We start from the raw sequence: 16,235 nt of genomic DNA on the forward strand, positions 1-16,235 counted from the left end.
ATAACCAAAAGTAGACCTGACTGACCAAATTAAAACCATGAATGCGATCACGGAACGCAGCGGCACGTCATGTTTGCTGATCAGTAAATTCTTATGCTCATTTCAGGCCAGTAAAAAACCATAAAGGCCTCTACCCCCTACAGGTTGTTACATGAGGATTTAAAAATGCTCAGTCAAATACAACGTTTTGGCGGTGCCATGTTTACCCCGGTGTTGTTGTTTCCGTTTGCCGGGATCGTGGTTGGGATCGCCATCATGCTGCGCAACCCGCTTTTCGTGGGTGAAGCGCTCACTGCTCCGGATAATTTATTCGCGCAAATCGTTCACATCATTGAAGAAGGTGGCTGGGCGGTGTTTCGCAACATGCCGCTGATTTTCGCCGTAGGTTTACCCATTGGCCTGGCAAAACAGGCGCAAGGTCGGGCTTGTCTTGCGGTGCTGATTAGCTTCCTGACCTGGAACTACTTCATCAATGCGATGGGGATGACCTGGGGCCATTTCTTTGGCGTCGATTTCTCCGCTGAACCCACCGCGGGCAGCGGGCTGGCAATGATTGCCGGGATTAAAACGCTGGATACCAGCATTATCGGGGCGATTGTTATTTCGGGCATCGTCACCGCCATCCATAACCGCTATTTCGACAAACCCCTGCCAGTGTTTCTGGGGATTTTCCAGGGGACGTCGTTTGTCGTCATCCTCGCATTTTTCGTGATGATCCCCTGCGCCTGGCTGACGCTGTTAGGCTGGCCAAAAGTGCAGATGGGCATTGAATCCTTACAGGCCTTTTTACGCTCTGCCGGGGCGCTGGGCGTGTGGGTTTATACCTTCCTGGAACGCATTCTGATCCCAACCGGCCTGCACCACTTTGTCTACGGTCCGTTTATCTTCGGTCCGGCGGCGGTGGAAGGCGGCATTCAGGTGTACTGGGCCCAGCATTTACAGGAATTCAGTCAGAGCACGCTGCCACTGAAAACCCTGTTCCCGGAAGGCGGCTTCGCGCTGCACGGCAACTCGAAAGTGTTCGGCTCCGTCGGGATTGCGCTGGCGCTCTGGTACACCGCTTCGCCTGAAAACCGCGTCAAGGTGGCAGGGCTGCTGATCCCGGCAACGCTTACCGCCATGCTGGTGGGCATTACCGAACCGCTTGAGTTCACCTTCCTGTTTATTTCGCCGCTGCTGTTTGCTGTCCACGCCGTGTTGGCGGCAACGATGGCGACGGTGATGTACGTCTTTGGTGTGGTGGGCAACATGGGGGGCGGGCTACTTGACCAGTTCCTGCCGCAAAACTGGATCCCGATGTTCCACAACCACGCATCCACGATGTTCACCCAGATAGGCATTGGTATCTGTTTCACCGGTATCTACTTCGTGGTCTTCAAAACGTTGATTGAGCGGCTGAACCTCAAAACCCCGGGCCGCGAAGAGAGCGAAATCAAACTCTACAGCAAGGCCGACTACCAGGCCGCTCGCGGGCAAACCACCGCACCGGCAGCGGCAAGCCAGCAGGTTGGGCAGGCAGCCGGTTTCTTACAGGCGCTCGGTGGCGCCGCCAATATCGAAAGCGTGAATAACTGCGCCACCCGCTTACGTATCACGCTGGTGGATATGGCACAGACCCAAAGCGACGACGTCTTTAAAGCCCTGGGCGCACACGGTGTGGTGCGACGCGGCAACGGCATTCAGGTGATTGTCGGACTGCACGTTCCCCAGGTGCGCGACCAGCTTGAATCGCTGATGAAAACCCCTTTAACGAACGAACAAACCACCCTGACGGAGGCTGTATCATGAAAAAATTCTCAGTTGTCATTGCAGGCGGCGGCAGTACCTTTACCCCGGGTATCGTCCTGATGTTGTTAGCCAACCGTGACCGTTTCCCGCTGCGCGCCCTGAAGTTCTATGACAACGACGGCGCACGCCAGGAAACCATCGCTGAGGCGTGCAAAATTATCCTCAAAGAGCAGGCCCCGGACATCGACTTTAGCTACACCACTGACCCAAAAGCGGCCTTTACCGATGTGGATTTCGTGATGGCGCATATTCGTGTGGGTAAATACCCGATGCGCGAAAAAGACGAGAAAATCCCGCTGCGCCACGGCGTACTGGGCCAGGAAACCTGCGGCCCGGGCGGGATCTCTTACGGGATGCGCTCTATCGGCGGTGTGCTGGAGCTGGTGGATTACATGCAACAGTACTCGCCAAATGCGTGGATGCTGAACTACTCCAACCCGGCGGCGATTGTGGCAGAAGCAACCCGTCGCCTGCGTCCGAACGCCAAAATCCTCAACATCTGCGATATGCCGATCGGCATTGAAGGGCGCATGGCGCAGATTGTTGGCCTGAAAGACCGTAAAGAGATGCGTGTGCGTTACTACGGCCTGAACCACTTCGGCTGGTGGACATCGATTGAAGATTTGAACGGCAACGATCTGATGCCAAAACTGCGCGAATATGTTGCGAAAAACGGGTATGTTCCGCCTTCTGAGGACGCTCATACCGAAGCAAGCTGGAACGATACCTTTGCCAAAGCGAAAGACGTGCAGGCGCTGGATCCCGACACCATGCCGAACACCTACCTGAAATATTACTTCTTCCCTGATTACGTGGTAGCGCACTCCAACCCGGAACGCACCCGCGCGAATGAGGTGATGGATCACCGCGAGAAGCATGTGTTCAGCTCCTGCCGGGCGATTATTGAAGCCGGTAAATCTTCCGCCGGGGAACTGGAAATCGACGAACACGCGTCTTACATCGTCGATCTGGCCACCGCGATTGCGTTTAACACTCAGGAGCGCATGTTGCTTATCGTGCCAAACAACGGCGCAATCCATAACTTTGATGCCGATGCGATGGTGGAAATTCCTTGCCTGGTTGGGCATAACGGCCCTGAACCGCTGACCGTAGGCGACATTCCGCACTTCCAGAAAGGGTTGATGAGCCAGCAGGTGGCGGTGGAAAAACTGGTGGTGGATGCCTGGGAGCAGCGCTCGTATCAGAAACTCTGGCAGGCGATAACCTTGTCGAAAACCGTGCCGAGCGCATCGGTCGCCAAAGCGATCCTCGATGACCTGATTGAAGCCAACAAAGAGTACTGGCCAGAGCTGCATTAATCTTCCTGACCGGCATCGTGGTGGTGCCGGTTTCCCCCTTAATAAACAAACACCTATATAAACCAGGCATTACTCCTAATTTTATCCATATCTGACTATTTTCGTGCTAAGCATATTTTTTCACCTGCAGACCGGGCGTATAGTTCGGCTCATTAAGCACATTTTTCATACGGATATGAAATGCCCCACTTTGTCAGTATTGATGCACTCGGGCTTGCCCTTGACGGGGATAAAACCACCACCGGTGCCCGCTGTATCAGCTCCCTTCCCGCTAATCAGGACACCGGCAGAGGCATGGTTCGCTTGGGCGATAAAACAACGTGTTGCCCCCTCTGTAAAATTCCCGGCACCATTGTCACCGGCACGCCGGATTTCATTATTGACGGAGTCTGGGCTGCCATTCATGACTCTGAAGTCAAATGTGGCTGTCTGGCAGGCAGCAATCGCATTATCGTCCCTTTTTCTGACGTCAGTGCGATAACTCAGGACACTGTACAACCCACGGGGCATTCGTCATTCAGCAGGCAGACAGAAGCACTGCGAACCTCATTCCCTCCATTCTCTTCTCCGCACATTTCTTCACCGCTTTCACCGCCATCTGAGTCAAATTCCTCCACGCCGCAAGAGGTGACGCTGACCATCGGCCTGTTTTTTGACGGTACGGGGAATAATGCCGTTAACACGGAGAACATGATTAAAGCCTGTACGGCCAGGCACTTCGACTACACCAGCGTGGAAGCTGAGGTCATTATGACCCGGTGTGCACGCGAGGAATTTGGGGTGTCCGGCATCAGCGCAGGCAGCTACATCGGGTATTACACCAATGTGCACTGGCTGCACACGTTGTATCAGACCGATCTGTTACCCGACAGCACTGAGGTTCAGGCGTCGCTGTATATCGACGGTATCGGCACGGAAGCGGGCAAACCCGATAGCCTGATTGGCCAGTCACTGGGAATTGCGGATACGGGCGTGATTGCCAAAACGGATAAAGCGGTAGCGGGTCTGGCCCAGACACTTAGCCAAGCTATTGAAAGTATTAAAACAGAACTAAACTCTGAGAAATTAATATTGAGGTCCCTGAAGTTCGATATTTTCGGGTTCAGCCGTGGTGCCGCTGCGGCACGTCATTTCGCCAACCGCGTCCTGGCTCAGGACAGCGCGATTACCGCCGCCATTCGTCAGGGACTGAACGGCGTCGCCTTTCAGGGGCCGCCAGCCGGAAAGACCCGTTTTATTGGCATATTTGACACCGTTGCGGCCATTGGCAGCCCGGTGAACGGCATGAATCCCCACTCAGCCAGTACCGGAGAGGTGAAAATCACGTTGCCTGCCGGTATAGCGGAGAAGGTTTTCCATATCACGGCAGAGAATGAGTGCCGGTTTAACTTTGCCCTGAACAGCGTCCGGCCCGTATGGCCAGAGCTGGTTTTGCCGGGATCGCATTCTGACATTGGCGGGGGCTATTTGCCGCTGGTGCGGGAAAACTTCTTCCTCACTCGTCCAGTTACGGAGACGGTACCTCTCAGCCAGCCGGGGATCCAGACACGCAGCTATCAGCGGCTGGTACAGCAGCTTCCGCAACTGGATACGGTGCCCAGTCTCGCTCCGATTCTGCGGACCAGTAACATTCTGGCTGAAACCTGGTATGACGACCGGCTTCCACCGGATCGCTACGGGCAGTTTCAGAAACGCAGTTATTCAGCGCTGACGCTACGCAACCGGTTGATTCGTAACGACTGGGCAAAGGTGATACTGCGGGTGATGATCGAGGCGGCTAAAGAGTCTGGGGTGAATTTCAAAGCTATTACAAACAATGACGAGGTACTGAATTTTCCTTCTGAGCTTTCAGCTTTTTGCGACAAAGCTCTGCTGATGGGAAAAGCGGTACGTGCTGGCAAAGTGCCGCTTGCTTTTACTCCGCAGGAAATGAATCTTCTGGCCCGTTCATATATCCACTGCTCTGCTAACTGGAACCCCGTCGTGACAAATGCCCGTGGAGATATTCAGGGCGGCGCAGCGCTGGCTGAACTGATTAGCTTCGTCAATCGCCCCGATGAAAACTGGCGGCGTACACGCTATAACATGGATGGAAAGACATTTTGAAACAACGCGGATTGTGGCTTTTTTTAATTTTCATCACCCTCACGGGGTGTCAGGCAGTAGTGCCCACGACACCCGAAGAAACCGGCGGAATGCCTTACGGGAAATGGGACTTTGCTTTCTTCACCCCGAAAGCGCTGTATGCCGAAGTCACGCAGGCGCTGCTTATTGATGAGAAGGGTGTGGTGTATACCTTCCGGACGCTGGATTCTGTGCAGGACAGTGCCATTACAGTGGGAGCATGGAATAACGAGGTTCGTCGACACGCGCAGTTTAACCAGGCGCGCCATCCTCCCGCGATGATGCTGTTCTGCTGGGATTCGGTCATCGACAAAAAGACCTATGAGACCCGGATAGTTTTTCCGGCCTCGCTGAAGTCCAGAATGCTGACGCCTACCGGCCAGGACTCATACGGCACCACGTGGTATGACACGCTGCTGATTGGTCTGGCCCCGGAAGGCAGGGTGCGTATCTGGCTGCAGAACAGCGGGATTGGCGATAACCTGCCGGTAGAGCCACAGCGGCTCACCACGCTGTCCGGTGAAAAACTGGATGCCTGCAAATATGTTCCACCCAGAATTAATTTCAATTATGCCGTGCCTGATGGGTACGATCAGGAGACAAGAGAGTTCATCAAAGGCAAAACCTACCCGTATGGACAGTGGTAAGGAAAAACAATGAAAAGGAGATTCGCCACAGTACTGGCAGGCCTCTTTCTGCTGTCCGGCTGCCACACAGGAGAGCCTGCAACCCCCGAAGAAACCGGCGGGATGCCTTACGGGAAATGGGACTTTGCTTTCTTCACCCCGAAAGCGCTGTATGCCGAAGTCACGCAGGCGCTGATTATTGATGAGAAGGGCGTGGTGTATACCTTCCGGACGCTGGATTCTGTGCAGGACAGTGCCGTTACAGTGGGAGCATGGAGTAACCGGGTGCGACGGAACGCCCAGTTTAATCAGGCGCGTCACCCACCCGTGATGATGCTGTTCTGCTGGGATTCGGTCATCGACAAAAAGACCTATGAGACCCGGATAGTTTTTCCGGCCTCGCTCAGGACCAGAATGCTGATCCCTACCGGAAAGACTACAGCTGGCGCTACCGCCTGGTACAACACGCTGCTGATTGGTCTGGCCCCGGAAGGCAGGGTGCGTATCTGGCTGCAAAACAGCCGTGGTGGGAATGATAACTTGCCGGTAGAGCCACAGCGGCTCACAACGCTGTCCGGTGAAAAACTGGATGCCTGCAAATATGTTCCACCCAGAATTAATTTCAATTATGCCGTGCCTGACGGGTACGATCAGGAGACAAGAGAGTTCATCAAAGGCAAAACCTACCCGTATGGAGAGTGGTAAGGAAACATATAAACGGGTGCTACGTTCTGGGACTCCTGCAAAGATCCCTTCGAAATATTTAACCAGATCGTCTCGGCACGCTATGCTGAGCGCAGTAACATTCTGCCCACCGTCTTGCCTGTTGAGCTCGTTAATTACGCCGGCTGTGCGATGTCCGGGTAACAGAAGAAGTAGAAGTTGTGAGGAGAACTGATGAAAATTTCTCGCCTCGGCGAAGCCCCGGACTACCGCTTCTCGCTGGCCAATGAACGTACATTTTTAGCGTGGATACGTACTGCACTGGGCTTTCTCGCAGCGGGTGTCGGTCTTGACCAACTGGCCCCGGATTTTGCGACCCCGTTGATCCGCGAAGTGTTGGCCCTGCTGCTGTGCCTGTTTGCGGGCGTGCTGGCGATTTACGGCTACCTGCGCTGGTTACGTAACGAAAAGGCGATGCGCCTGAAGCAGGATCTGCCCTACACGCGCGGGTTATTGATTATCAGCGCGATACTGTTGACGGTGGCAGGTGTGGTGATGGTGCTGGTGTTCTATGGCGGATAGCCGCAAAGCGCGCCGCGAAGCCGATCCCGGCTTGCAGCCGGAACGAACCTCGCTGGCCTGGCTACGTACGCTACTGGGATATGGCGCGCTGATCGCGCTGGCGATTAAACACAACTGGCATCGCACAGGCGTGCCGTTCTGGGTTTCTCTTGTTGTGCTGGCATTGGTGGCGATCATTTTGTGGCGTTATACCCGCAGCCGTAACCTGATGGATGTTGCTCAGGACGACTTTGTACAACCAAAAGCGGTGCGGGATAAGTTTTTGATCGCGCTGGCCGTGTTGTCACTGGCGTTGCTGTTTGCTGTGACCCATATTCAGCAGATCCTGAATCTGTAAAAAAAATCGATCCCTCTCCCACAGGAGAGGGATACACAAAACCCCTTAACGGCCCTTCGCCAGATACTTCGCCATTTCGTCTTCTGGCACCATACCGCCGCCGGTCGCCCACACCAGGTGGGTGGCGTTGGCCTGCACGCGCACCGGCCCGGCCATACCCGCCAGCGCTGAGGGCTCCAGGCGAATGCCTTCTTCCTGCGCCAGCCAGCCGAGCATGTCATACATGCTCTGATCGCTTAAGGTGTAGAAGCCATCGAGCAAGCGCTCCATCGCCCGGCCCACGAAACCAGACGCACGACCGACCGCCAGACCATCAGCTGCCGTCACGTTGTCGATCCCCAGATCCTGCACCGCAATCTCGTCGTGCAGGCCGGTGTAAACCCCCAGCAGCATACAAGGGGAGTGAGTTGGCTCGGCAAAGAAGCAGTGAACGTTGTCGCCGAAGGCCAGCTTCAGACCAAACGCCACACCGCCAGGGCCACCGCCCACGCCACACGGCAGGTAAACGTACAGCGGGTGCTGCGCATCCACCACACGGCCCTGTGCGGCAAACTGTGCTTTCAGACGTTCGCCCGCCACCGCGTAGCCCAGAAACAGCGTGCGGGAGTTTTCATCATCGATGAAGAAGCAGTTCGGATCGCTCTCCGCTGCTTTGCGCCCTTGTTCCACCGCCACGCCGTAATCCTGCTCGTATTCGACGACAATCACGCCGTGGCTGCGCAGTTTGGCTTTCTTCCATTCACGGGCATCGGCAGACATATGCACTGTGACCTTAAAACCGATCCGCGCACTCATGATCCCGATGGACATCCCCAGGTTGCCGGTTGACCCTACCGCAATACTGTACTGACTGAAGAAGTCCTTAAAGCGTGGCTCCAGCAGGATACTGTAATCGTCATCAACACTGAGCAGGCCCGCCGCCAGCGCCAGTTTTTCCGCGTGAGTAAGTACTTCATAGATACCGCCGCGCGCTTTAATGGAACCGGAAATCGGCAGGTGGCTGTCTTTTTTCAACAACAGCGTGCCGGGGATCGTCGTGCCGAACTCTTTCTCCAGCCGCTTGTGCATGGCCGGAATGGCCACCAGTTCAGATTCAATAATCCCGTGGGTGGCGGCCGTTTCCGGGAATGCTTTCGCCAGATACGGCGCAAAGCGGTTTAGCCGTGCATGGGCATCGTCCACGTCGGCTTTGGTCAGCCCGACATACGGCAACCCTTCTTCAAGCGAGGTGGTACGCGGGTTAAACCAGGTGGTTTCTTTCAGGGCAATCAGATCCTCAACCAGAGGGAACTGTGCGGTTAGCGTGGTGATAGTTGCGTTTTCCATAATAAATCTCTTCGCGCTCAGATAATGAAAGAAAGCAGGAATGTGCCGCCAAGTGCAAGCACCGAGGCGATAAAGGTCGCCGTCGTATAGTATTTGAACGTCTCATTCAGGGTCGCGCCGCAGTATTGCTTCACAAGCCAGAAGAGGGAATCGGTTACAATCGTGCAGCCAATGGCGCCAGAACCGATGGCAATGGTAATGATTTCCGGGCTGACGTTCGGATACAGCGGCAGCATCGGGGCCACGATGGCGGTTGCGCCCATCATCGCGACGGTGGCTGAACCTACCGCAGCGTGCAGAACTAATGCCACCAGCCAGGCCAGCAGGATCGGATGCATATGCAGATTCGACAGGATCTGCGCCAGCGTATCGGCCAGCCCGCTGGTTTTGAGGATAGCGTTAAACGCCCCGCCCGCACCGATGATCAGCAGAATGTTGGCGATAGAGCCAAAGCCGTGTTCAGTATGGGTGAGCATAGTGCCCATCCCCATATGCTGGCGCAGCCCCAGCAGGTAGTAGGCAACAAACACGGCGATAAACATCGCGGTGATCGGGTTGCCAATAAATTCCAGTACCGTGTACAGCGAGCCTGTTTTCGCCATGTTCAGCTCGGCGATGGTTTTCACCAGCATCAGGCCGATGGGCAGCAGCACCGTGAACAGTGTTGCGCCAAGTGACGGAAGGGTGTGTTCTTCCCGAACTTTCAGGTCAGAGAACTCTGCCGGAACGGGTTTGAAGGGCAGGCGATTACCGAGCAGTTTCAGGAACAGCGGGCCGCCTACCAGCGAGGCCATCAGGCCAACCAGTAAGCCGTAGACGATAACTGTCCCTACATCGGCGCCCAGTTTGTTGGTGACGAACAGCGCCGCCGGGTGTGGAGGTACTACGCAATGTACGGCCATCAGCGCAGTGCAGAGTGGGATCGCCAGCTTCAGTAACGAGGTCTGGGTTTTTTTGGCAATCGAGAAAGCCAGCGGGATCAGTAATACCACACCCACTTCCACAAACAGCGTGATGCCGCAAATCATCCCCACCAGCACCATAATCACATCGGCGGATAACCAGCGGCAGCGCTGAAGCGTGATGCCGATACGCTCCGCCGCGCCGGACACTTCCATCATCTTGCCGAGGATTGTCCCCAGGCCAATCACCGCAGCCAGGAAGCCCAGCGTGCCGCCAATCCCGCTCTCAATGGCATTTACCATATCCAGCGGGCCCATCCCCATCATGGCGCCGACGAAAAAGCTCGCCAGCAGCAGTGCCAGGAACGGGTGAAACTTCAGTTTTACGATGGTTAATACAATCAACACGATGCTGATGAGCAGCGTCGCCACAACCCAGACCTGAGATCCCATATCTCACCTCACCCTTAAGTAATCTGCGGGTATTGGACGAAAAAACGGCATGGGCTGACAAACGATATAAATTGCCTTTCAGGTGAGCCAGATTGAATCAAGTGAGTGACTAATCTCTAAAAAGCGCACTTATTTTGTGTTTGGTTCACATAAATTCATCTCTGAAAGGTATTCTGGGCAGGTAAAAAGAGAGTGAGAATGGCGATGAATGATGCAAATGAGGCCAGAAACCGCCTGTTAAATGGCTGGCAGTTGTCAAAAATGTACACCTTTGAAGTGGCGGCACGGCACGAATCCTTTGCGCTGGCGGCGGAAGAGCTGTCGTTAAGCCCCAGCGCGGTCAGCCACCGTATCAACCTGCTGGAAGAGGAGCTGGGCATTCAGCTGTTTGTGCGCTCGCACCGCAAAGTGGAGCTGACCCAGGAAGGGAAGCGTGTGTACTGGACGTTAAAATCGTCGCTGGACACCCTGAATCAGGAGATCCTGGATATTAAAAACCAGGCGCTGTCCGGCACGCTGACGGTTTACTCCCGCCCTTCGATAGCCCAGTGCTGGCTGGTGCCGATGCTGGGGGACTTCACCCGCCGGTATCCGTCGATCTCGCTGACCATTTTGACCGGTAATGATTATGTGAATATGCAGCGAACGGGTGTCGATCTGGTGCTCTATTTCGACGATACGCCGCCAAATCATCTGTCTCACCACTTTCTGATGGATGAGGTTATCCTGCCGGTGTGTTCCCCTGAATATGCACAACAACATGCGCTGCTTCAGAACCCGGATAACCTTCGCCACTGCACCTTGCTGCACGACCGCCAGGCCTGGAGCAATGACTCCGGCACCGACGAGTGGTTTAGCTGGGCGCAGCATTTTGCAGTCAATATGCCGCCATCATCGGGAATTGGCTTCGATCGTTCTGATTTAGCCATTATTGCCGCCATGAATCACGTGGGGGTGGCGATGGGGCGTAAACGGCTGGTACAAAAACGTCTTGAACGCGGGGAGCTGATAGCCCCCTTTGGCGAGAAAACGCTGAAATGCCATCAACACTATTATGTTTCCACCCCGTCCGGGCGGCAGTGGCCAAAAATCGATGCCTTTATCAGCTGGCTGAAGGCGATGGTGTAGTGAAGAATTATTACGCTTTGGCTCTACACGAAATGTGAAAAAGCGTGCTAAATACAAGTTATTGCTTTTGATTTCTCGCAAGGTACAACGTGTTTAAGCCTCTCATTGCCACTGCGTTATTGCTAACTTCCGGCTGGGCCATCGCCGCTGAGCCGCCGCTGACGGCTGCACTTTACGCGCAGCAGCTTGGCGTGGGTATTGATGTAGACTGGGCGCGCACTGAACGTGGCATCCGGGAATTCGATCCGCTGGTGGTACGTGATTTTCGCGCCAAAGGGTTAACGCATGTGCGTATTCGCGTGGCGGATGAGCCCACCGAAGCGAGGCTCATTCATCTGCGTAAACTGGTAGAGGCGTGCGAGCAATACGGGGTGATCCCCATCATCTCTTATCAGGCTGACGAATATAAAAACGACCCGAAAGCGGATAATGAAAAAGAGGTGATCAACTGGTGGATTGCGGTGGCGCACTATTTTGGCCAAAGCTCACCGCTGCTTGGGTTTGATCTGATCTATGAGCCTGCGGATAAGCTTAACCACAATCAGGCTTCGCTGAACCGGGTGTACGAGAAAACGATCAAAGTCATTCACAGCATTGATGCGAATCGCATGATTTTTATCGCGCCACGTCTGCGCGCCGCGCCGGAAGATTTATCCAGTATGAAGCTGCCTGCGCACAGCCAAAACTACCTGCTGGCCGAGTGGCATATCTTCCCGTGGGGGCCGCTGAAAAATAACGGCAAATACCCGTGGACGTCCGGTACGGCGGCCGAAAAAGCAGCCATTCACAACCGGATTAACACCGCGCTGCACTGGCAGCAAAAAACCGGACACGTCAGTTGGGTGGGCGGATGGGGAGTGGGCGAATCAAGCCGATTTACGCCAACGGCGTCGCAGCTGGCGTTTGCCACTTTTATGGCCTGTGAGCTGCAAAAGGCGAAAATCCCGTATGCCATTAACGCCGATTTCCAGTTTTATGACGGGGAAGAAGGGGCCTGGCGGCCTGCGCCAGAGCCCTTATTGCAGACCATGATTACACCTGAGTGTGAAAAGCCCGCCGAGAAGCCGGGCCATCATGCGGTTAAACCGGCTGCTCATGATGCGGGACACGGGACGCCAGCGGCAGCCAGCACAGTAAAATCAGCAGCCCCATCAGCGTCATCAGCAAACCCAAACTAGCCTGACCGGTTTGTGGCAACATCGCAGAAAGCCAGGCCAGCGCACCGGAACCGATATTCTGCAAACCACCCACCAGCGCGCCCGCCGTGCCTGCGAGGAACGGGAACGGCTCCATTGCGCCACTGGTGGCGAGCGGGAACAGCATCCCTGCACCGAAGAAGAACAGCGCCGCCGGGATAAGCAGCGTCCAGACGGTCATCACGCCGAACAACCCTGGGATCCACATCATGACGCCCGCCAGCAGGCAGCTAATCACTGACTGCCACATCAGCGTGGAGAAACGTTTGTTCGGGCGTCCGGCAAACCATGCGCCGAAAAACGCCGCCGGGATCGGCAGGATAAACAGGATACTGACCACCATGCTGCTGAGGCCAAGCCCTGCGCCTAACAGCACGCCGGAGCAGGCTTCAAACACGGCAATCCCCGCCAGGCCGCCGATCAACATCAACAGGTAGCAGGTGAACGCCCCGTTGCCGAACAGCGTTTTATAACTGGTGATAAGTTTGGTGCGCGGTGCATCGGTAGGGCGCGTTTCCGGCATCCAGCGCGCCATGCTGAAGGTCACAATCACGCACAGCACCAGCAGGAAGGCGTAGCAGGCACGCCACGACCACATCGTATCCAGCAGGCCGCCAATCAGCGGGGCCAGCAGCGGGCTCACCAGAATGCCCATATTCAGCAGACTGTTGGCATGGCGAAGCTGGGTGCCCTGATACAGGTCGCGTGGCAAGGTACGCGCCATCACCCCGCCAACGCCGGTCCCGACGCCTTGCAGAGCGCTGGCGGCAATCAGTACCGTCAGGCTATGGGTGGTAATGGCAATCACGGTTGCCACCATGAAAATACACATCCCCACCAGAATCACCGGGCGACGCCCGACGCGATCGGACAGCGGGCCGTAGAACAGCTGAGAGACGCCATAGGTCAGCAGATAAGCGGCCATAACGCTCTGCACTGCGCCCTCGCGGACGTTCAGTTCCTTTGCCATGTCGGCGATCGCCGGAATGTAGATGGTTTGCGCCATCTGACCGACGGCCACCAGTAACACCAGCATCAACAATAAGTTAACGTTCCTTTGTTTTTTCATGTCGCTGAATACTTTTGCCAAAAGAGAGAAATAAAGAATAAGTGACTACGCATTCCCATAAATGCGCGAGGAATCTACCACAATGAGATGACAAATTAAGCATTGCTGTGATGAATGGAAGAAGACACTAAGGCAGGTTTTGTAAACAAGATTGGCAACTAATGTTGCCAGCGATTTAGGCCAGGCGAAGCAGGATCGCCCCGCCGGCAATACCCAGCGCCGCGGCAATGCGCAGGCCAGCAACGTTTTCTTTTAGAAGGATAAACGCGATCAGTGCACCAAAGAGAATGGAGGTTTCCCGTAGTGCTGCCACCACGGCCAATGGTGCTTGAGTCATCGCCCATAATGCCAGGCCGTAAGAACCCATCGTCCCGATGCCACCGAGCAGGCCTTTTTTCCAGTGCAGGCGCAGATAGCTGGAAGCTTCGCGACGGCGCGCCACCATTGCCCAGCTCAGCAGGCAAAAACCGTTCATAAAGAATGTCCACAGCGTATAACCCAGCGCCGTTTCCGATAAACGCACCCCGGTGCCGTCCACGAGGGTATACCCCGCGATAAAGCAGGCGTTCAATAGCGCAAACGTGATCCCCTTGCGTGATTGCATCCGCCCGTTCATCGCCATTGCCAGAATCGAAAGGCAGATCACGCCGATGCCGGACCAGGCCATCCAGGAGAGTGTATCCCCCAGAGCCAGAACGCTGACCAGCGCGACCAAAAGCGGTGCTGTGCCGCGCATCAGTGGATAGGTTTGGCTCATGTCAGAAATTTGATAGGTTTTTGCCACCAGCACCGTATACACCACCTGTAATGCACAGGAGACAATCAAAAATGGCCAACTGGCGGCAGAAGGCTGTGGTGAGAATGGCAGTAAGATCAGTGCAATAAGCGTGGCGGAGCCGCTGACGCTGATCGCAGAATAGAGTTTGTCCGTTCCGGCTTTGACAATGGCATTCCAGCTGGCATGTAGCAGTGCGGCAAACAGCAAAATGCAGAAAACGGTGATGGTCATGGTTTATCGGATGGTGAATTGTCATTCAACTGTAACATTCACCTTTTCATGCTGCCAGCCCGTTACACCGCGCAAAAAAGACGGTGCGTGACCCGTGGCTCGTCGGAAACCCGCGTAAACCCGGCGCGATGGTAGAACGCATAGGCTGTTTCCGGCGCATGGGTATTGAGAAAATCAAACCAGATGCTGGCATCCGCCACCACCACGGCCAGCAGCTGTTTGCCGATACCCTGGCCGCGACACTTTTCGCTGATATAGAGATGGCGAATGCGTCCGGCCCGCGGCTGCTGGCTAAACGGATCGCGGTTAAGGCCGCATACGCCCACCAGTTTGCCGTTCAGAAACGCCCCCAGCAGTTTTTCACCCGGTGCGTTAAAGCGGTTTTCACCGCGCTGCCAGTTCTCTTCCAGCCTGCGTAGCATATTGAAATTCAGCGTGATGCTTTCAGTTTTCAGGGCAATATACCCGGGTTCTTCAGGTGTAATGGGTTCAATTAACAGACGCGACATAGCATTCCCTCGTTATTAAAGAGGGGCGGTTGCCCGCCCCTCTCAGGTGCGACTTGAACCTGAATCACCGCAGGTATTTCAGGACGGCATCAAGCAGTTGCAGTACAGCAACAATGAGTTTGAGGATAAGAACCACCATATCCACTACGCTCATACGCGTCTCCTTTTGGTAAAAAGGAGCACGATGCTGGCGTACCTTTCCGCCGCCTGTTGCCAGCACCTGGATTGACGTAACACAGTGTGCTCACTTCAGGGGTTAAGGCACTGACGGCACCACCCGTTTCAGCCAGGACTTTGTTGCGCCGGTAAAACAGCGGCCCCCTCGCGCACTGCGAACACCCTCAGTATAGATAAACACTGTATGCATGAACAGTATTTTGTGGACAAAAATTGCCAGAGGGTACATACTCAGAAACGTCAAAATCCGTGCCTTAAATTGCGCGTTCGTCGCCGATCGCGTATACTTTTTGCGTTGACGTAACACAGTGTGTTCTGCGGTTACCAGCCGCAAACCCTGAAAAAAAACCTCGCTCCGGCGGGGTTTTTTGTTTTCTGCATCAAGTGATTCGCTGCGGCGACGTTACTTTGCCAGCGTCTGGTTTGGACATACTGTTGGCTTTTCCATGTACACGTGTTCTTTGATGGGGTAATCCGGGCTGCCGTAGGTGGCGCAGCTGGTGGTGATCTTCACCTGGTCGCAGGGCAGGAAATGCACGGTGATGCCGCAGGTTTTCTGGCCGGTGTAGTCGGGCAGGGGAACGAGCCGGGTATGCTTTTTACTGTAGGCTTTAATCTTTTCATACCACTCGTGATATTTATCGGAATATGCCTGCGCTAATTTGTATCTTTCTTCCCGGCTTTTACCTGTTCAAACAGGCCTTTCAGGCTCAGGAATTTCCGGCACATCGCTGGCGAAGGCGACGCCGGTTTCCCAGTCAACCTGCACGGTCATACCGGGCTGCCACGGGCCTTTTACGCCAAAACAGCAACCCCCGCCGCCGCCGGAATAGGGGTTGATAATATCGAGGCCGGACTGTCCGTTAACGCTGAAGCGGTTAATGGCCCAGCTGGTGTGGTTAATGGCTTCGATGGTGCCGCCTCCACCGGGCGGGGTGGGCTCTGTTTTTACGGGCTTGTCGCAGGCCGTCAGCAGGGAGACTGCTGCCAGACATAAAAAGGGCAAACATTTCATCGTGCATTCCTT

The 16,235-nt window shown here is 55.0% G+C and carries 15 protein-coding genes and 1 pseudogene; 9 read left to right on the forward strand and 7 right to left on the reverse strand.

What is annotated here, in order from left to right:
- Positions 1-165 precede the first annotated feature (165 nt).
- From M987_RS05965 to M987_RS05995, 7 genes are all read left to right on the forward strand, one after another.
- Positions 166-1,788: an alpha-glucoside-specific PTS transporter subunit IIBC gene (locus M987_RS05965; RefSeq protein WP_014068258.1), complete on the forward strand. Its 1,623-nt coding sequence runs from the start codon at positions 166-168 to the stop codon at positions 1,786-1,788.
- Positions 1,785-3,107 (forward strand): 6-phospho-alpha-glucosidase, encoded by a 1,323-nt coding sequence (locus M987_RS05970; RefSeq protein ID WP_014068259.1) that lies wholly within the window; start codon positions 1,785-1,787, stop codon positions 3,105-3,107. Before M987_RS05965 ends, M987_RS05970 begins: the two co-directional genes overlap by 4 nt.
- Positions 3,108-3,287: 180 nt before the next feature.
- Complete coding sequence (locus M987_RS05975; protein ID WP_014068260.1) at positions 3,288-5,213, forward strand: PAAR domain-containing protein; 1,926 nt, start codon at positions 3,288-3,290, stop codon at positions 5,211-5,213.
- A complete protein-coding gene (locus M987_RS05980) occupies positions 5,207-5,878 on the forward strand; it encodes a DUF2931 family protein (protein ID WP_041161972.1) in 672 nt (223 codons plus the stop codon). The genes M987_RS05975 and M987_RS05980 overlap by 7 nt, the downstream gene beginning before the upstream one ends.
- A 9-nt stretch (positions 5,879-5,887) precedes the next feature.
- The gene (locus tag M987_RS05985; protein ID WP_014068262.1) at positions 5,888-6,562 is read left to right on the forward strand and encodes a DUF2931 family protein; all 675 of its coding nucleotides are present in this window, start codon (positions 5,888-5,890) and stop codon (positions 6,560-6,562) included.
- A 192-nt stretch (positions 6,563-6,754) separates the two neighbouring features.
- Positions 6,755-7,102, forward strand: a complete 348-nt coding sequence (locus tag M987_RS05990) for a YidH family protein (RefSeq protein ID WP_014068263.1) — start codon at positions 6,755-6,757, stop codon at positions 7,100-7,102.
- A complete protein-coding gene (locus M987_RS05995; RefSeq protein ID WP_014068264.1) occupies positions 7,092-7,439 on the forward strand; it encodes a DUF202 domain-containing protein in 348 nt (115 codons plus the stop codon). Before M987_RS05990 ends, M987_RS05995 begins: the two co-directional genes overlap by 11 nt.
- Before the next feature lie 45 nt (positions 7,440-7,484).
- Here M987_RS05995 and dsdA read toward each other — a convergent pair whose 3' ends face one another.
- Both dsdA and dsdX read right to left on the reverse strand, forming a co-directional pair.
- Positions 7,485-8,765 carry a D-serine ammonia-lyase gene (dsdA, locus tag M987_RS06000; RefSeq protein ID WP_014068265.1) on the reverse strand — a complete coding sequence of 427 codons (1,281 nt, stop codon included), beginning with the start codon at positions 8,763-8,765 and terminating at the stop codon, positions 7,485-7,487.
- Between the two features lie 17 nt (positions 8,766-8,782).
- Complete coding sequence (gene dsdX, locus M987_RS06005; RefSeq protein WP_014068266.1) at positions 8,783-10,120, reverse strand: D-serine transporter DsdX; 1,338 nt, start codon at positions 10,118-10,120, stop codon at positions 8,783-8,785.
- Between the two features lie 204 nt (positions 10,121-10,324).
- Here dsdX and dsdC point away from each other — a divergent pair, with 204 nt between their 5' ends.
- Entirely contained in the window at positions 10,325-11,248 is a 924-nt protein-coding gene (dsdC, locus tag M987_RS06010) for a DNA-binding transcriptional regulator DsdC (protein ID WP_041162167.1), read from the forward strand.
- 89 nt (positions 11,249-11,337) lie between these two features.
- Entirely contained in the window at positions 11,338-12,426 is a 1,089-nt protein-coding gene (locus tag M987_RS06015) for a cellulase family glycosylhydrolase (RefSeq protein WP_014068268.1), read from the forward strand.
- On the opposite strand, the gene emrD is transcribed toward M987_RS06015, so the two are convergent.
- From emrD to tli1a, 5 genes and pseudogenes are all read right to left on the reverse strand, one after another.
- A complete protein-coding gene (emrD, locus tag M987_RS06020; protein ID WP_014068269.1) occupies positions 12,329-13,513 on the reverse strand; it encodes a multidrug efflux MFS transporter EmrD in 1,185 nt (394 codons plus the stop codon). The two genes, M987_RS06015 and emrD, sit on opposite strands and share 98 nt — an antisense overlap.
- A gap of 175 nt (positions 13,514-13,688) precedes the next feature.
- On the reverse strand, positions 13,689-14,522 hold the full coding sequence (locus M987_RS06025) for an EamA family transporter (RefSeq protein WP_014068270.1): 834 nt from the start codon (positions 14,520-14,522) through the stop codon (positions 13,689-13,691).
- Between the two features lie 62 nt (positions 14,523-14,584).
- The gene (locus M987_RS06030; RefSeq protein WP_014068271.1) at positions 14,585-15,031 is read right to left on the reverse strand and encodes a GNAT family N-acetyltransferase; all 447 of its coding nucleotides are present in this window, start codon (positions 15,029-15,031) and stop codon (positions 14,585-14,587) included.
- Positions 15,032-15,095: 64 nt separating this feature from the next.
- On the reverse strand, positions 15,096-15,185 hold the full coding sequence (gene tisB, locus M987_RS23795) for a type I toxin-antitoxin system toxin TisB (protein ID WP_071599731.1): 90 nt from the start codon (positions 15,183-15,185) through the stop codon (positions 15,096-15,098).
- A 426-nt stretch (positions 15,186-15,611) separates the two neighbouring features.
- Positions 15,612-16,223, reverse strand: a pseudogene (tli1a, locus tag M987_RS06040) (Tli1a family immunity protein).
- Between the last annotated feature and the right edge of the window lie 12 nt (positions 16,224-16,235).

Source organism: Enterobacter soli ATCC BAA-2102 (genome assembly GCF_001654845.1).
GTDB classification, from domain to species: Bacteria; Pseudomonadota; Gammaproteobacteria; order Enterobacterales; family Enterobacteriaceae; genus Enterobacter; species Enterobacter soli.

What these genes read in the sequence shown, in the direction of transcription:
- M987_RS05965 (WP_014068258.1), top strand. Translation starts at nt 166, where the DNA reads ATGCTCAGTCAAATACAACGTTTTGGCGGTGCCATGTTTACCCCGGTG.
- M987_RS05970 (WP_014068259.1), top strand. Translation starts at nt 1,785, where the DNA reads ATGAAAAAATTCTCAGTTGTCATTGCAGGCGGCGGCAGTACCTTTACC.
- M987_RS05975 (WP_014068260.1), top strand. Translation starts at nt 3,288, where the DNA reads ATGCCCCACTTTGTCAGTATTGATGCACTCGGGCTTGCCCTTGACGGG.
- M987_RS05985 (WP_014068262.1), top strand. Translation starts at nt 5,888, where the DNA reads ATGAAAAGGAGATTCGCCACAGTACTGGCAGGCCTCTTTCTGCTGTCC.
- M987_RS05990 (WP_014068263.1), top strand. Translation starts at nt 6,755, where the DNA reads ATGAAAATTTCTCGCCTCGGCGAAGCCCCGGACTACCGCTTCTCGCTG.
- M987_RS05995 (WP_014068264.1), top strand. Translation starts at nt 7,092, where the DNA reads ATGGCGGATAGCCGCAAAGCGCGCCGCGAAGCCGATCCCGGCTTGCAG.
- dsdA (WP_014068265.1), bottom strand. Translation starts at nt 8,765, where the DNA reads ATGGAAAACGCAACTATCACCACGCTAACCGCACAGTTCCCTCTGGTT.
- dsdX (WP_014068266.1), bottom strand. Translation starts at nt 10,120, where the DNA reads ATGGGATCTCAGGTCTGGGTTGTGGCGACGCTGCTCATCAGCATCGTG.
- dsdC (WP_041162167.1), top strand. Translation starts at nt 10,325, where the DNA reads ATGAATGATGCAAATGAGGCCAGAAACCGCCTGTTAAATGGCTGGCAG.
- emrD (WP_014068269.1), bottom strand. Translation starts at nt 13,513, where the DNA reads ATGAAAAAACAAAGGAACGTTAACTTATTGTTGATGCTGGTGTTACTG.
- M987_RS06025 (WP_014068270.1), bottom strand. Translation starts at nt 14,522, where the DNA reads ATGACCATCACCGTTTTCTGCATTTTGCTGTTTGCCGCACTGCTACAT.
- M987_RS06030 (WP_014068271.1), bottom strand. Translation starts at nt 15,031, where the DNA reads ATGTCGCGTCTGTTAATTGAACCCATTACACCTGAAGAACCCGGGTAT.
- tisB (WP_071599731.1), bottom strand. Translation starts at nt 15,185, where the DNA reads ATGAGCGTAGTGGATATGGTGGTTCTTATCCTCAAACTCATTGTTGCT.